We start from the raw sequence: 15,627 nt of genomic DNA on the forward strand, positions 1-15,627 counted from the left end.
GCGGACCATGACGATGCAGATCGCAGATTCCGTGTCGCTCTCGGCCTCCGACTCGCAGGCACGCGCGCACGCGGCGGCGGCGCGGAACAATTTGCGCACCGAGCCGCGCGCTGTCCGCATCGTCATCATCACGCTGGCGTTGCTGTTTCTCACCGTCTTCGTCGTGCTGCCGCTGGTCGTCGTGTTCGCGCAGGCATTTTCGCGCGGCATCCTCGCCTATTTCGCCGCGCTCGCCGAGCCGGAGGCGATGGCGGCGATCAAGCTGACGTTGATCGTCGCGGCGATCTCGGTCGGGCTCAATCTGGTGTTCGGCCTCGTCGCCGCCTGGGCGATTGCAAAATTCGAGTTTCCGGGCAAGACCTTCCTGATCACGCTGATCGACCTGCCATTCTCGGTCAGCCCGGTGATCTCGGGCCTCGTCTTCGTGCTATTGTTCGGCGCGCAAGGCTATCTCGGCAGCTGGCTGCGCGAGCACGACATCCAGATCCTGTTCGCGGTCCCCGGCATTGCGCTCGCCACCACCTTCGTGACCTTCCCCTTCGTGGCGCGCGCGCTGATCCCCCTGATGCAGGAGCAGGGCACGCAGGAGGAGGAGGCTGCGATCTCGCTCGGCGCCTCCGGCCTGCAGACCTTCTTCCGCGTCACCCTCCCCAACACCAAATGGGGCGTGCTCTACGGCGTCCTGCTCTGCAACGCGCGCGCGATGGGCGAGTTCGGTGCGGTCTCCGTCGTCTCCGGCCACATCCGCGGCGAGACCAACACCATGCCGCTCTTGGTCGAGATCCTCTACAACGAATACCAGTTCGTCGCCGCTTTCGCGATCGCCTCGCTGCTCGCAATGCTGGCGCTGATCACGCTGATCGCAAAAACCATTCTCGAACGTCATCTCGACGAAGGACAAGACGCCAGTGACCATTGAAGTCAAGAATCTCGTCAAGAAATTCGGCAGTTTTGCTGCCCTCGACGGCGTCGATCTCAAGGTCAACGACGGTGAGCTGCTGGCGCTGCTCGGTCCGTCCGGCTCCGGCAAGACCACCTTGCTGCGGATCATTGCCGGCCTCGACTGGCCGGACTCGGGCGAAGTCTCCTTCAACGGTGAGGACGCGCTGGCGCAAGGAGCCCGCGAGCGCCACGTCGGCTTCGTGTTCCAGCATTATGCGCTGTTCCGCCACATGACGGTGTTCGAGAACGTTGCCTTTGGCCTCCGCGTGCAGCCGCGCGCGGTCCGAAAGGATGAGGCTGCGATCCGCTCGCGCGTCAAGGAGCTGCTCGATCTGGTGCAGCTCGACTGGCTCGCCGACCGCTATCCGAGCCAGCTCTCCGGCGGCCAGCGTCAGCGCATCGCGCTCGCCCGTGCGCTTGCAATCGAGCCGCGCATTCTGCTGCTCGATGAACCCTTCGGCGCGCTCGACGCCAAGGTGCGCAAGGAGCTGCGCAAATGGCTGCGCTCGCTGCATCACGAGATCCATGTCACCTCGATCTTCGTCACGCACGACCAGGAGGAGGCGCTGGAAGTCGCCAACCGCGTCGTGGTGATGGACAAGGGACGGATCGAGCAGATCGGCTCGCCCGACGACGTCTACGACAATCCGGCGACGGCGTTCGTGCACGGCTTCATCGGCGAATCCATCGTGCTGCCGATCCAGATCGGCGATGGTGCGATCCGGCTCGGCGACCGGCAGCTCGATCTGGCGGCCGATGGGCTTGCGCCTGGCGCGTCGAAGCTGTTCGTGCGGCGACATGACATGCTGGTCGGCCCGCCCGGCAGCGGCGCCTTCGAGGGCGCGGTCCAGCACGTCCGCAATTTCGGTCCGGTGCAGCGGGCGGAAGTAGCCCTGTCCGGCGGCGAGACCATCGAGATCGACGCCCCCCGCGACAAGGAACTGCGCGCCGGCGACACGATCGGCCTCAATCCGCGTCGCTACCGGATTTTTGCGGGCTGAGCCCACCGTCATTCCGCCGCGGAATGACGGCTCAAATTCTCTTCAAAATTCACCTTTCAGCCATTGTTGGTATGCAACAACAGCCCCTCATTTGGGGGCCCCGATTCATGCGCGCTGCGGCCGCAATTCTCATCATGTTGCTGCTCGCCGGTTGTGCCGGCAACGAAGCACCGGTCCAGCAGCCGTCGATGTATGCCGACATGGCGGTGCCGGGCTCCAAGCTCGACGTCCAGGCAGCTGCGATCATGATCTCGCAATACCGCCAGAACAACGGGCTCGGTACGGTCGTGGTCGACCCGGATTTGACGCGGCTCGCCGAATCCCAATCGGGCGCGATGGCGGCGGCCAACAAGATGGACCACGACGTCCGCGCGCCGCTCGCCAAGCGTCTGGCCTCTGGCGGTTATCCTGCCACCGTGGCGGTCGAGAACATCTCGGCCGGCTATCATACGCTGGCGGAAGCGTTTTCCGGCTGGCGCGACTCGCCTCCGCACCGCGCGAACATGCTCAAGAGCGGTGTCACAAAATTGGGCATCGCGGCGAGCTATGCTCCAGGCACCAAATACAAGGTGTTCTGGACCATGATCCTGGCGTCCACCGAGCCTCGATAAGCCAGACTTGATCCCGGGGATGCATTGACGTCGCGGCGGAGTGTCGCCACGGTGGCCAGCCTTTTGCTATTGTTCCCGCATGACCGATCATAGTCCGGAAACCGCAACAATCCCCACGAATGCGCAACGCGTCCTGGTCCTCCAGGGCGGCGGCGCGCTCGGCTCGTACCAGGCTGGCGCCTTCCAGGCGCTGTGTGGCTACGGCTTCGATCCGGAATGGGTCGCCGGCATCTCGATCGGCGCGGTCAATGCCGCCATCATCGCCGGCAATGAGGGGCACACCCGCGTCGAGCGGCTCAAGGAGTTCTGGGAAATGGTGTCGGCCCCGGTGCCGTGGAAGCCGGTCGGCAAGAGCGACCGCAGCCGCGAGCTGTTCAATTCCACCAGTGCCGCGCTGATTGCGACGTTTGGCGTGCCCGGCTTCTTCACGCCACGCATTCCGCCGGCGCCGCTGTGGCCGCCGGGGCATCCCGAGGCCGAAAGCTATTACGATACCTCGCCGCTGAAGAAGACGCTGGAGCGTCTCGTCGATTTCGACCGCATCAACGATCTGAAGACACGCCTGTCGGTCGGCGCGGTCGGCGTCACCTCGGGCAATTTCAGATATTTCGACAATTACGCGTTCAAGAAGCTCGGCAAGAAGATCGGCCCCGAGCACATCATGGCCTCCGGCGCGCTGCCGCCGGGCTTTCCCTCCGTCGTCATCGACGGCGAGCATTATTGGGACGGCGGCATCGCCTCCAACACTCCGCTCGACTACGTGCTCGATGCCGAGGTCGAACGCGACATGCTGATCTTTCAGGTCGATTTGTTTTCCGCGCGCGGCGACCTGCCGAACTCGCTGCTGGAGGCGGCCGAGCGCGAGAAGGACATCCGCTATTCCAGCCGCACGCGGATGAACACCGACAAGAACAAGCAGCTGCACAACGCCCGCAGGGCCGTGCGCGATCTGATCGGCAAATTGCCGGACTATCTCAAGAACGATCCTTCCGTCGAATTCCTGGCGAAAGTGTCGCGCGAAAGCACCGTCACCGTGGTGCATCTGATCTACCGCAGCAAGAACTACGAATCCTCGTCCAAGGATTACGATTTCTCGCACATTGCCATGGTCGAGCATTGGGAGGCCGGCGTGCGTGACGTGCACCTGTCGATGCGCCACAAGGACTGGCTGGAGCGGCCGCAGTCCGGCGAGACCATGGTGACCTACGATCTCACGGGGGACGTCACCGCGCCCCCGGCAAAAAGGAGCGAATAGAATGGGTACTCTGTCAGGCAAGAACGCCGTCGTGACCGGATCGACCAGCGGCATCGGGCTCGCTTACGCGCGCGCCTTCGCCGGCGCCGGTGCCAACGTCGTCATCAACGGTTTCGGCTCGCCGGAGGACATCGAGAAGGAGCGCGCCAAGATCGAATCCGATTTCGGCGTCAAGGCGGTCTACTCGCCCGCCGACATGACCAAGCCCGCCGAGGTCGCCGGCATGATCGCGCTTGGCGAGAAGACGTTCGGCTCGGTCGACATCCTCGTCAACAATGCCGGCATCCAGTTCGTCTCGCCGATCGAGGAATTCCCGCCGGAGAAATGGGACCAGATCATCGCGATCAATCTGTCCTCGGCCTTCCACGCCATCCGCGCCGCAGTGCCCGGCATGAAGAAGAAGGGCTGGGGCCGCATCATCAACACGGCGTCGGCGCACTCGCTGGTGGCCTCGCCATTCAAGTCGGCCTACGTCTCGGCCAAGCACGGCATCGCCGGTCTCACCAAGACCGTGGCGCTGGAAGTCGCGACCCACAAGATCACCTGCAACTGCATCAGCCCCGGCTACGTCTGGACCCCGCTGGTCGAGAAGCAAATCCCCGACACGATGAAGGCACGCAATCTGACGCGCGAGCAGGTCATCAACGACGTGCTGCTCGATGCGCAGCCGACCAAGGAGTTCGTCACCTCCGAGCAGGTCGCCGCGCTCGCCCTGTTCCTGTGCAGCGACGCCGCCGCCCAGATCACCGGCACCAACCTCTCGATCGACGGCGGCTGGACCGCGGAGTAATTCGTGCCGACCTGACAACTCTCGGTCATGCCCCGCGAAGGCGGGGCATCCAGTACACTGCGGCCTCTCGGTTAATCACAGCCGCCTCGGAGTACTGGATCGCCCGGTCAAGCCGGGCGATGACAGCGAGAGTGGATCGGCGTTTTCGATCGTCGTCTATTTGCCGAACGCCAGCACGTGCAGCCCCAGCCGCTGCCGCACGATCCAGAACAGCAGCACCGTCTCGAAGGTGAGGGAGATCGAGGTCGCGGCCGCCGCGCCATGGCCGCCGTAGCGCGGCACCAGCGCGATGCAGAGCACGAGGTTCATCATGAAGGCTAGCGCATAGGCGAGCGCGCAGATCTTCTGCTGGCCGAGCATGTTGAGCAGGCGCTCGACCGGCCCGATCGCAGAGCGGACCACGAGCCCGATCGCGGCGACGAACATGATGTCGTAGCCGACGGTGAATTGCGGCCCGAACAGCCAGAGCAGCGGCTTGCCGAGCGCGAGCAGCACGATGGTCGCGGCCAGCGACGGCCAGAACGTCCAGGTGATGGCATGCGCGACGTAGGCCGACAGGCGCGCCTTGTCGCCGCTGGCATTGTATTCGGCGAAGCGGTGTGCCGTCGTAGCTGACATCGCGTAGTGGATGAACGAGACCAGCGCCAGCGTCTTCACCACGGCGAAATAGACGCCGACCTCGTCCGAGGGACGGAATTGCTGCAGCACCAGCACGTCGGTGTAGGACAGGAGCAGGTAGAAGCTCTCGACCAGCAGGATCGGCAGCGAGACGGCAAGCCAGCCCTTGACGTCATAGGCCTTCGGTCCCGGTGTGATGTGATCGGCGAGCTTGCGGTTCAGCACCACCATCTGCCCGGCCATCGCGATCCATACCGCGCAAAGGCTCGCCACCATCGCGGCGACGGCGCCGAGGTGATAGCCGAGCAGGAAGGCGAGCGCCGTGATGCCGATGATTAGCGCCTGGCGGATGATGAATTGCGGCATCAGGCCGAGCTGCATCCAGTCGTGCGAGCGCGCGATGCCGTCCTGGGTGTTGGCGACCACGAAAGCGGGCAGCGTCATGCAGCCGATATAGAGCGGCAGCACCTCGGCCGGATCGATCCAGGGCGACAGCAATTTGACGATGCCAGCAAGGCCGAGCGACGTCAGCGTGGACACGGCAAAGGTCAGCCAGCGGCTGCCGGACAGGAAGCCGCGCAGCAGCGCGTGCGCGCCGTTGGCGCGGTACTCCGGAATGATTTTCTGCGCGGAGGCCGAGATGCCGAAATCCATCATGCTGCCGAGCAGCAGCACCCAGGTCCAGACATAGACGTAGATGCCGTAATCGGACGTACCCATCCAGCGCGCCAGCAGCACCTGCGACACATAAGCGAGGCCGGCGCTGATGACGCGGATGATGAAGATGGTGCCGGCGAGCCGCCGCGTCAGCGACGCCTCGCTCGATCCGCCCGCGAGCTTGGCACGCAGCCGCGCGACCAGCCCGGCCGGTCCGGTCGTTGCGGGTGGTGCATCCATCACGGCCAATTCGAACAATCCCCAGCGACCTGCAGCGGCAGGCGAGGGATTAGCAACCATTCGTTAAGATTCGGTTGGGCGGACGCTAGTTCAAATTCGTGTTGAACTCGTACGCCTTCTCCGGCCCGACCAGCGTGAACTTCAGCGCTGCACCTTCGGGCTTGGCGCCCGGCGGCAGCCCGTCGAGCTCGAACGAGAAGCGCACGACCCCCGGCGGGCTGGGCTGCACCGGCGCCGGAATCGGCAGCGCCCAATCGGGCGTCGGGCCTTCCACGAACAGATTGACCTTGCGGCTGTCCGGCGCCACCACATCGACCACTACGTTCTTGGGCCCGTCCCGCTTGACGTCGCGAATGGTGAGCGGATTGGGGTCGCCGATATTGGCGGGCTTCGGCACGGTGTCGAGCGCCGCTCGCAGGTTGGCGTCCTCGGTCGAGGCGACACTGTTGAAGCCGAGCTCGGCGCTGGCCTCCACGGGAATGCAGAGCTTCTCGCAGACCGCGTAGTTGATCTCCGCGCGCAAGGTCACCGGCTTGTCCGCGGCCTTGGCGACGATGCGCAGGGGCAGCACGACCTGGTCGCGATAGCCGATGGAATGGCCGCCTGCGCCGTCGTCGAACTTCAACGGTGCCGGCCACATCACCGTCACCGCCTCGACATTGTCGGACTTGGAGAAGTCGAACCGGGGTGGAACGCCGGAATCGCCGGGCGACCGCCAGTAGGTCTTCCAGCCGGGCTGCAGCTGGAAGGCGATACCGCCGAGCAGCACCGCGCCGCTGCGCGAGCCCGCCAGGAGCCGCACCGCGGAATGTCCATCGCGCTGCCAAGGCGATGCGTCATCGGCACGGGCCGCGATAGCCAACGACGACGCGAGCAGGGTTGTCGCGACGCCAATCGCCGCACGCAGGGGAACAATGCTGGACATGGCACGTCTTTACAGGGTCACCTAGGGCCAAACCATTGAATTGCTTGTGATGGATGCACTCGAATCAACTCGCCGCAAGCCTTGATTTGACAGCCGCCCGGCCCGACATCAGGATAGGAATTGAAACCGGAGTGCTCGAGCGATGGCTCCCACAGGCAAGAGGACGGGCGAAAGCACCCGCAGCTCGGGCGCCGCGCTGCCCAGTTCCGGCGGCTATCTCGACGGCCGGCTCCTGATCGCAATGCCCGTGATGGGCGATTCCCGCTTCGAGCGCTCGGTGATCTATCTTTGCGCCCATTCGGCGGAGGGGGCGATGGGCATCATCGTGAACCACCCCGCCGGCAGCATCGACTTCCCCGAGCTCTTGCAGCAGCTCGGCATCATCAAGAAGGGTGAGCACATCAAGCTGCCGGAGAATGCCGAAAGTATGAAGGTGCTGCGGGGCGGGCCGGTCGACACCGGGCGCGGCTTCGTGCTGCATTCCAGCGACTTCTACATCGAGAACGCCACGCTGCGGATCGATGACGGCGTCTGCCTGACCGCGACGGTCGACATTCTGCGCGCCATCGCCAACGGCTCCGGCCCCAAGCACGCCATCCTCGCGCTCGGCTATGCCGGCTGGGCGCCGGGCCAGCTCGAGACGGAGATCCAGAGCAACGGCTGGCTGCATTGCGACGCGGACGCGGATCTGATTTTCGGCGACGACGTCGACGACAAGTACAACCGTGCTTTGCAGAAGATCGGTATCGACCCCGGCATGCTCTCGAACGAGGCCGGGCACGCGTAGCGTTATCGGCCGCTATTGCCACACTCTCAACTGCCCTCAGTTATTCTCCGCTGTCCCCGGATCGGCGCTTCGCGCCGGACAACGCTACGCGTTGCCCAGCGCTCCGCTTGTCCGGGACGACGACCGAATTTGTGGCTACTCCGACCCGGCCTACTCCGCCGCCTGCTGCTGCACCGTCGGCTCCGTCCCTGCCACCGTCGCGCGGCGCATGTCGCGGGGCTGGGACTGGTCGTAGCGGCGGACGCGGTGCATGGTCTGGCGGTTGTCCCACATCACGAGGTCATGCAGCTTCCATTTGTGCACGTAGACGAACTCGGGTTGCGTGGCGTGCTCGGTCAGATCGCGCAGCAATAGCCGCCCCTCGGGCATGCTCATACCGACGACCTTGCCGGCATGCGATGACAGATACAGCGACTTGCGGCGATGCACGGGGTGCGTGCGCACCAGCCGTTGCAGCACCGGCTTGAACATCTCCTTCTCTTCGTCGGTGTATTCGGTGAAGCCGAGCGATCCCCGCGAATACATCAGCGAATGCTCGCAGACGAGATCCTCGATCTCCGCCTTGGTCTCGTCGTCGAGCGCGTCATAGGCCGCGCGCATGTCGGCGAACTCGGTGTTGCCGCCCTTCGGGTTCACCACGCGCGCCGATAGCAGCGAGAATTTTGCGGGGATCGGACGGAACGAGCTGTCCGAGTGCCACAGGCAATTGCCGAGGTTGAACAGATTGGCGCGGCTGTCCTTGGGCAGCGGCTTGCCGTCCTTGCCGAGGTTGGAGACGTCGTTCAGGCCTGAGGTGAGGCGGTGTTCATCCGCCTTGGTGATGTTGCCGCCGCGCGCCTCCTCGCGCTGGCCAAAATTCAGCGCGAATGCCATCTGCTGCTCGTCGGTGATGTCCTGGTCGTGGAAGACGAGCACCGCGTACTTGTCCATGGCGGCCTCGATCTCGCGCGCCTGATCCGGCGTGAGCGGCTTGCGCAAGTCGAGGCCGGACACCTCGCCGACGAAATGTTTCTGAAGCTGCCGGATGGCGATGGTCATTGCGTTCCTCCCGCATCTACGAGCGGTTTCCCCGCTCTGTTTGTGGAAAAAATGACTCCCGCATCCGGCGATGTCAACGCGCCGCGCGCATGGCTCTCACGCGTTCCGCGCCATCAGCCCGCCATCGACCGGGATCACCGCGCCGGTGAGGAAGGACGCCGCCGGAAGGCACAGGCTCAGCGTCATATGCGCGACCTCTTCAGGGTCGCCGTAGCGGCCGAGTGCGGTGCGGCGCTTGGCGTAGATGGTCTTGTGCTCCTCCGGGATGCGGTCGGTGATTTTTGTGCGGATCGGTCCGGGGCAGATGCAGTTGACGGTGATGCCCTCGCGGCCGAGCTCCACCGCCAGCGAGCGGGTGAGGCTCACGACGCCGCCCTTCGCGGCCGAATACGGGCTGTGCAATGCGGTGGCGCCGAGCGCCTCGGTCGAGGCGATGTTGACGATGCGGGGACTCTTCGACTTGCGCAAGTGCGGCAGCGCGGCGCGGATGATGCGTGGGTGCGCCGTCAGCATCACGGCGATGCCCTTCGCCCAGGCGTCCTCGTAGCCCTCATCGTCGATCGCGACGCGCACGGAGATGCCGGCATTGTTGACGACGATGTCGAGGGCGCCGAAATGCGCGGCGACATCGCCGACCACACGTTTGATTTCGCCGCCGTCGGCGACGTCGAGCTTCCACGCCCTTGCCGCGCCTCCGCTTGCCGCAATCTCCCTGGCGACGTCATGCGCGCCTTGCTCGTCGAAATCCGTGACGGCGACGTTCGCACCTTCGTTTCCGAATACGCGCGCAGTGGCGCGCCCCATGCCGCTGGCTGCGCCAGTGACGAGCACGGTGAGCCCCTTCACGGACCGGCTGAGCTCCCTGACGTCGGACATGCTGTTCCCTCGCGCCGAGCTGGTTCTTGTTGTGATTGACAAGGCTGGCATCGATCCGCAGACAGGTCAAACAAGCAGAAAACAAAAGGGGAGGCCGACAATGGCAAACGAGCTCGATTTCTCAGGCAAGCAGGTGCTGGTGGTCGGCGGTTCCAGCGGCATCGGCAACGGCATCGCGCAGACCTTTCGCGCAAAGGGCGCAGCTGTTGCCGTCTGCGGCACGCGTGCTCACGCAACGGAATATTCAGCCGACGAAGGCTCCGATCTCGAAGGTCTTGCTTACGCGCAGCTCGACGTCAGCAATCCCAATGCCATCGAAGCATTCAGGCCGCCGTTCGACCGTCTCGACATCCTGGTGCTCGCGCAGGGCGCGGTGATCTACCGCCGCGGCGAATTCGAGATGGCGGGCTTCCGCAAGGTCGTCGAGGTCAATCTGATGAGCCTGATGGCCTGCGCGACGCGCTTTCATTCCATGTTGCGGGACGCGAAGGGCGCGCTGATCATCGTGTCCTCGACCGCGGCCTATCATTCCACCATGGGCAATCCCGCCTACAATGCCTCGAAGACCGGTGCGGTCGGATTGACGCGGACGCTGGGCGAGGCCTGGGCCGAGGACGGCATCCGCGTCAACGGCATCGCGCCAGGGCTCGTCGACACCAAGATGACGAAGGTGACGACCGACAATCCGAAGCGGCTCGAAGGCGCGCTCGCACGCATCCCGCTGCGGCGATTGGGTACGCCGGCCGACATGGCGGGCGCGGCGCTGTTCCTGGCCTCGCCGCTGTCGTCCTACATCATCGGCCAGACGCTGGTCGTCGATGGCGGCCTGATTCTATAGGAGGGCCTAAGGAACCGCGCTGCGTCTGATCGGTTACTTCGGCTGACCCCCGAGGAGGATCATCATGGACACGGATCGGATTGTTGGATCGGCGAAGGAATATGCCGGACGCGCGGAAGGCGCGATCGGAGACATGGCAGGCGATGCCAAGACGCAGGCGTCGGGCAAGGCGCGGGAAGCCGCGGGCACGGTGCAGAATCTCTATGGCCAGGCCAAGGATGCCGTGCGCGACGCCACGGACACCGCCGCGGGCTATGCCAAGGACGCCTACGAGAACAGTGGTGAGACTTTCCGCGACGGCTCGAAGGCCATTGCGCAGAAGGTGCAGGACAATCCGCTCGGCGCGCTGCTGGTTGCCGGCGGCATCGGCTTCGCGCTGGCGCTGCTGATGTCGCGTCCCGCCCGCCGCCCGCCGTCACGCTGGCGCTATTACGGCTAGTTGCCGAAACGCCTGTCACGCGTGCCCCGGCTCAGCGATGCAGCGTGAGACGCTGCATCGCTGAGCCGGGGCCATCTTTTCTGAATGCCGCACGAATTGGGTCCCGACTCTGCGCCGCATCACCAGAAGGTGCAGCGTTGCGTCCGGGACACGAGATCTTACCTTACCGGAACATCTCGGCGGAACGGCCGACGTTAGCCGGCGGACGCGGGATCCCAGGATTGGGATTCGGATTGCGCGGCCCGGGCGGCGGCGCCATTTGGCGCGGCGGCGGGGGCTGTGGCGAGCCGAAGCCGAAGAAATCACGGAATGTGGGCGTTGCCTGGGCCGGCAGTTGCGGGGCGACCTGCGGCTTCTTCGGCGCGAGCTTTGGCGGTGCGATCGCGGCGGCGGCGCCCGGTGCGCCCTGAGCCGCCCCGCCGTCCGGCGTCGTTGCCGCCATCGGCGTATCGCCCTTGGCCTGCTCGCGGCCGACTTCCCGGCGCGGCCAGGCATAATCGTCGGCGCGGCCGGCCGGGGCTGCCAGCGGTTCACCCTTTACCATGGTCTTGGCGGCGAGCGCATCGACGGCGGCGGGACGCGTGCCCGGTCCGCCCAGCAATTGATCGGTCGAGATCGAGGCTGCAACCAGCGGCACGATCGGTCCGGCCAACGGCCGCGGCGCGGGCTTGCCCGGCTCGGCGCTGGTGTCGGGCGTCGCGGGCTCGCTCGGCAGCGCGATCGGGCCGGAGCGTCCGGCAAGCAGACGCGTGATCTCGCGCTCGACATAATGCGCGAGCTTGCGCGCGCCGGCCTTGGTGAAATAGATGCCGTCGGAGCTGCGGAGCTGGCGGATCTGGCCTTCGAAGTCCGGGCCCTTCTGCAGGAAGCGGCCGGCTTCGTCGACGAAGCCGTCCCATACGTCGACATAGGTGATGCCGGCCTTGGCCGCGCCCTCACGGTACAGCGAATCCAGGAACAGCGTGTCCGCGGTGCCCTTCGGTCCGCGGACCGCGGGCAGGCCGACCCAGAGCACCGGCACGCCCTTGGTTTTGAGGACGGCCGCGAGCTCCTCGATCTTCTTGCCGTAGAGCTCGACCCAGCGCTCGTCACGGAATTCGTAGAGGCCGTTCGGATTGCGCGCGGTCTTTTCCGGCGCGGCTGCCGGCGTGTCGGCATTGTCGGCGTCGTCCTGCGGCAGGTCGGCGTCGGCAGGCTTATCGTCCGGCTTGGCGGCGCTGTCGCCGGGCTTGGCGTCGCTGGGCTTGCCTTGCGGCTTTGCGCGCGCACCCTTGTCGTTCTTCTTATCTTTGTCCTTCTCCGCGGCCGGCTTGTCGGGTTTGTCGGCGGCCGGCTCGCGGATCGCGACGCGGTCGTTGAGGCCGAGCATGACGACGATCACGTCGGGCTTTTCGGTCTCGAGAATGCCCTTGGCCGCCGCGGCCCAGTCCGCGGGCTCGCCCTTGGGCTGGTACCTGATCAGGCCGGACGTGGTCTTGTGCTTGCGGATCACGCCCATGTCGGGCTGCTCGGCGTAGGCGTCTTCGAGGCCATAAGCGAGCCAGTCGGCCATGGCATCGCCGATCACCAGCACGTTCTTCTCAGGAATGGTGTCGCGCTTGGCCGGTGCCGGCGCGCGCGAAAAATCCTGGCGCGGCGCCTGCGGCGGCGGCTGGAAGGGTGCGAAGAAGTCGCCGCCGAACCATCCGCCACCTCCGCCGCCCCGTGGTGGCGGTGGTGGGGCCGAACGCTGCGGCGGACCGCCGAAGCCGGGGAAGTTGAAGAACTGCGCCGAAGCGGGTGCCGCCACCGACACCAGGATCGCAAGCGCCGTCCCCAGCGCGATCAACGGGCCGGTCTCGGTCAGCGCCTTGAACAGGGACTTCTTCGACATGCGATCTCGGGCACGTGCAATGGGGGATCGAAGTTAGCTCAATATAATAACGGAATCAGGCGCCAAACGGGCAAATTCCATCGCAGATTCTTGTCCATAGACCGGGGAACACCAGTCCCGGTCAAGGCTATCAGCCAAAATCCCCCTTCAAGGTTACGTCAGGCGCGATTTTACCGCCCGCGCAGCCGGTCCAGCACGTCGGAGGAGGCAAAGCCATCGGCGGGGACCCCGATCGAGGCCTGGAAGTTGCGCAGGGCCTCCCTGGTCATGCCGCCGAATTGGCCGTCCGGGGTGCCCTTGTAGTAGCCGCGCTGAGCCAGCAGCTGCTGCAGCTCCAGCCGTTCGGTGCGGGACAGCTCGCGCTCCTGCCGCGGCCAGGGCTGCACGAAAGGCTGTCCCCCGCGCAGGCGGTCGGCGAAATGGCCGATCGCCAGCGCATAGGCCTCGGCCGGGTTGTACTTCATGATGACGCGGTAATTCTGCAGCATCAAAAAGCCCGGTCCCTGCGCGCCGGCGGGTGCCAGCAGGTAGGCCTTGTCCGCAGGATGCGGGAAGGCCTGGTTGTTCGGACGCTTGAGCCCGAGCTTCTCCCATTGCGCGATCGGCATCGCCTTGGCGCGGTCGGCCAGCATGTAGTTGAAGCCTTGCGGCACCACGACCTCGTAGCCCCAGGTCTGGCCGGGCTGCCAGCCGTCCTTCTTCAGATTGTTGGCGGTCGACGCGATCAGGTCGGTCGGATTGTCGACGACGTCGCGCCGGCCGTCGCCGTCGCCGTCCACCGCGAAGCGCTTGAACGCGGTCGGCATGAACTGGGTCGGGCCGAAGGCGCCGGCCCAGGAGCCGCGCAGCTGCTCCGGACGCAAATCGCCGCGGTTGAGGATCTCCAGCGCGGAGAGGAATTCGTCCTTGAAATAGGCTTGGCGGCGGCCGATGCAGGCGAGCGTCGCAGTCGATTGCAGCACGCTGCGATCGCCGATCTGCGTCGAGTAATTGGACTCGATGCCCCAGATCGAGGCGATGATGTAGCGGTCGACGCCGGTGGCTTTCTCAGTCGCGTCGAACTGCGCCTTGTATTTGGCGAGGACCTCGCGGCCCTTGGCGAGGCGGTTGTCGTTCACCAGAATGTCGAGATAGGCCCAGATCGACTTGGTGAATTCCGGCTGCGAATCCATGAGGTCCATGATGCGCAGGTCGGGCGACAGTCCGGCGGTGAAGCGCTGAAAGTTCTCCTGCGTGACGCCGCGCCGTGCGGCATCGGGCCACATCGCAGCGACGCAATTGTTGAAATTGCCGGCAGCCTCGCGGATCGCGGCGGCCGTCATCAAGGGATGGCCGGAGGCGCCGTCCTCGCCGCTCCACGGCAATGGACCCGTCGGCGCGCCGCTCGGGCCAGGTGTGGGTTGCGCCGGTGCCGGGTTCGATCCCGAGAAGATGCCGCCGAACAGGTTGGACAGGCCGTTCTGCGCCTGGGCGTGTGCGCCGGCCGGCAGCAGCAAAGCGGCCGCAACGACCGCGCCGCCAGCCCGTGTCGCCAGTCCCGCCATTGATTGCATCATGTTCCACCCGTCGGCCTGAAAAACCCGCCACAGGAGGCCTGGTTAGCGTTGCCAATAGCTTAACAAAGGTGAAATTTTGGTGGCGGCCTTTTTCTTAACTCCGTCGGGGCGAGGCCCCACATCCGCCTTTGTTGGCGGCTGCAAACAGGCTAGCAAGGATGCCATTGCTCCCGTCCCATGTGCCCCAAGGTATTCGATCGATCCCATGAAGATTCGCAAAGCCGTATTCCCCGTCGCCGGCCTCGGCACCCGCGTTTTGCCTGCCACCAAGGCGATGCCGAAGGAAATGCTGACCATCGTCGACAAGCCGCTGATCCAATACGTCTATGACGAGGCGAAGGAAGCCGGCATCGAGCACTTCGTCTTCGTCACCGGCCGCAACAAGGCTGTCATCGAGGATCATTTCGACCGGATGTTCGAGCTCGACACGACGCTGGCCGCACGCGGCAAGAAAGCCGAGCAAGACATCCTGGCGCAGAACCAGCCAGAAGCCGGCGCGGTCAGCTTCACCCGCCAGCAGGCGCCGCTCGGCCTCGGCCACGCGGTCTGGTGCGCACGCGACATCGTCGGCGACGAGCCGTTCGCGGTGGTGCTGCCGGACGAGCTCGTGCTCAACACGCCCGGCTGCCTGAAGCAGATGATCGAGATGGCGTCCTCGCTCGGCGAGAAATCCAATCTGATCGCGGTCGAGGCGGTGCCCGATCACCTGACCCATCAATACGGCATCTGCGGCGTCGGCAAGCGCAACGGCAAGATGTTCGAGGTCGACGGCATGGTCGAGAAGCCGGCCAAGGGCACCGCGCCCTCCAACCTCTCGATCACCGGCCGCTACATCCTGCAGCCGGAGATCTTCAAGATCCTGGAAACCCAGGAGCGCGGCGCCGGCGGCGAGATCCAGCTCACCGACGCCATGATCGGTCTTGCCAAGACGCAGAAATTCTACGGCGTCGAGTTCGAGGGCGAGCGCCATGATTGCGGCTCCAAGCCCGGCTTCCTGCGCGCCAACATCGCCTATGGCTTGAAGCGCCCGGAATTGCGCGACGGCCTGATCGCGGAGATGAAGAAGTATCTGGGGCAGTAGCGCCCGCCGTCATTGCGAGCGAAGCGAAGCAATCCAGAATCTTTCCGCGGAGAAAGTCTGGATTGCTTCGTCGCAAGCGCTCCTCGCAATGACGGGAAGG

15 protein-coding genes are annotated in these 15,627 nt (G+C 65.2%); 9 read left to right on the top strand and 6 right to left on the bottom strand.

From position 1 onward, the window contains the following. Positions 1-7 precede the first annotated feature (7 nt). The 5 genes from cysW (at position 8) to I6F12_RS15510 (ending at position 4,599) form a co-directional block, all read left to right on the top strand. Positions 8-919 (top strand): sulfate ABC transporter permease subunit CysW, encoded by a 912-nt coding sequence (cysW, locus tag I6F12_RS15490; RefSeq protein WP_225156765.1) that lies wholly within the window; start codon positions 8-10, stop codon positions 917-919. Further along, positions 909-1,943: a sulfate ABC transporter ATP-binding protein gene (locus I6F12_RS15495; protein WP_035998225.1), complete on the top strand. Its 1,035-nt coding sequence runs from the start codon at positions 909-911 to the stop codon at positions 1,941-1,943. Before cysW ends, I6F12_RS15495 begins: the two co-directional genes overlap by 11 nt. 107 nt (positions 1,944-2,050) lie before the next feature. Continuing rightward, positions 2,051-2,554, top strand: a complete 504-nt coding sequence (locus I6F12_RS15500) for a CAP domain-containing protein (protein ID WP_035998228.1) — start codon at positions 2,051-2,053, stop codon at positions 2,552-2,554. Between the two features lie 79 nt (positions 2,555-2,633). After that, positions 2,634-3,809, top strand: a complete 1,176-nt coding sequence (locus I6F12_RS15505) for a patatin-like phospholipase family protein (protein WP_036036932.1) — start codon at positions 2,634-2,636, stop codon at positions 3,807-3,809. A 1-nt stretch (position 3,810) separates the two neighbouring features. Next, positions 3,811-4,599 carry a 3-hydroxybutyrate dehydrogenase gene (locus I6F12_RS15510; protein ID WP_225156766.1) on the top strand — a complete coding sequence of 263 codons (789 nt, stop codon included), beginning with the start codon at positions 3,811-3,813 and terminating at the stop codon, positions 4,597-4,599. A 156-nt stretch (positions 4,600-4,755) separates the two neighbouring features. On the opposite strand, the gene I6F12_RS15515 is transcribed toward I6F12_RS15510, so the two are convergent. After that, complete coding sequence (locus I6F12_RS15515) at positions 4,756-6,114, bottom strand: flippase (protein WP_225156767.1); 1,359 nt, start codon at positions 6,112-6,114, stop codon at positions 4,756-4,758. 85 nt (positions 6,115-6,199) lie between these two features. Beyond that, positions 6,200-7,039 carry a protein-disulfide reductase DsbD domain-containing protein gene (locus I6F12_RS15520; protein ID WP_035998237.1) on the bottom strand — a complete coding sequence of 280 codons (840 nt, stop codon included), beginning with the start codon at positions 7,037-7,039 and terminating at the stop codon, positions 6,200-6,202. Positions 7,040-7,181: 142 nt separating this feature from the next. Here I6F12_RS15520 and I6F12_RS15525 point away from each other — a divergent pair, with 142 nt between their 5' ends. Continuing rightward, the gene (locus I6F12_RS15525) at positions 7,182-7,826 is read left to right on the top strand and encodes a YqgE/AlgH family protein (RefSeq protein ID WP_036021679.1); all 645 of its coding nucleotides are present in this window, start codon (positions 7,182-7,184) and stop codon (positions 7,824-7,826) included. Positions 7,827-7,976: 150 nt separating this feature from the next. Here the strand turns inward: I6F12_RS15525 and I6F12_RS15530 are convergent, their stop codons facing one another. Then, positions 7,977-8,864 carry a TauD/TfdA family dioxygenase gene (locus I6F12_RS15530; protein WP_035998242.1) on the bottom strand — a complete coding sequence of 296 codons (888 nt, stop codon included), beginning with the start codon at positions 8,862-8,864 and terminating at the stop codon, positions 7,977-7,979. Positions 8,865-8,960: 96 nt separating this feature from the next. After that, positions 8,961-9,740: an SDR family NAD(P)-dependent oxidoreductase gene (locus I6F12_RS15535; RefSeq protein ID WP_225139302.1), complete on the bottom strand. Its 780-nt coding sequence runs from the start codon at positions 9,738-9,740 to the stop codon at positions 8,961-8,963. Positions 9,741-9,840: 100 nt separating this feature from the next. On the opposite strand from I6F12_RS15535, the gene I6F12_RS15540 reads away from it, so the two are divergent. Then, complete coding sequence (locus I6F12_RS15540) at positions 9,841-10,578, top strand: SDR family oxidoreductase (protein WP_225126391.1); 738 nt, start codon at positions 9,841-9,843, stop codon at positions 10,576-10,578. A 64-nt stretch (positions 10,579-10,642) separates the two neighbouring features. Next, positions 10,643-11,017: a CsbD family protein gene (locus I6F12_RS15545; protein WP_035998251.1), complete on the top strand. Its 375-nt coding sequence runs from the start codon at positions 10,643-10,645 to the stop codon at positions 11,015-11,017. Positions 11,018-11,180: 163 nt separating this feature from the next. Here I6F12_RS15545 and I6F12_RS15550 read toward each other — a convergent pair whose 3' ends face one another. Together I6F12_RS15550 and I6F12_RS15555 are read right to left on the bottom strand one after the other, a co-directional pair. Further along, positions 11,181-12,890 (bottom strand): DUF459 domain-containing protein, encoded by a 1,710-nt coding sequence (locus I6F12_RS15550; protein WP_225146405.1) that lies wholly within the window; start codon positions 12,888-12,890, stop codon positions 11,181-11,183. 170 nt (positions 12,891-13,060) lie between these two features. Further along, on the bottom strand, positions 13,061-14,446 hold the full coding sequence (locus I6F12_RS15555) for a lytic murein transglycosylase (protein WP_225156768.1): 1,386 nt from the start codon (positions 14,444-14,446) through the stop codon (positions 13,061-13,063). 205 nt (positions 14,447-14,651) lie between these two features. Here I6F12_RS15555 and I6F12_RS15560 point away from each other — a divergent pair, with 205 nt between their 5' ends. Beyond that, entirely contained in the window at positions 14,652-15,527 is an 876-nt protein-coding gene (locus tag I6F12_RS15560; protein WP_225156769.1) for a UTP--glucose-1-phosphate uridylyltransferase, read from the top strand. Positions 15,528-15,627: the final 100 nt, after the last annotated feature.

The sequence above is a fragment of the Bradyrhizobium sp. IC4059 genome, from assembly GCF_020193615.1.
Taxonomy (GTDB): Bacteria; Pseudomonadota; Alphaproteobacteria; order Rhizobiales; family Xanthobacteraceae; genus Bradyrhizobium; species Bradyrhizobium yuanmingense.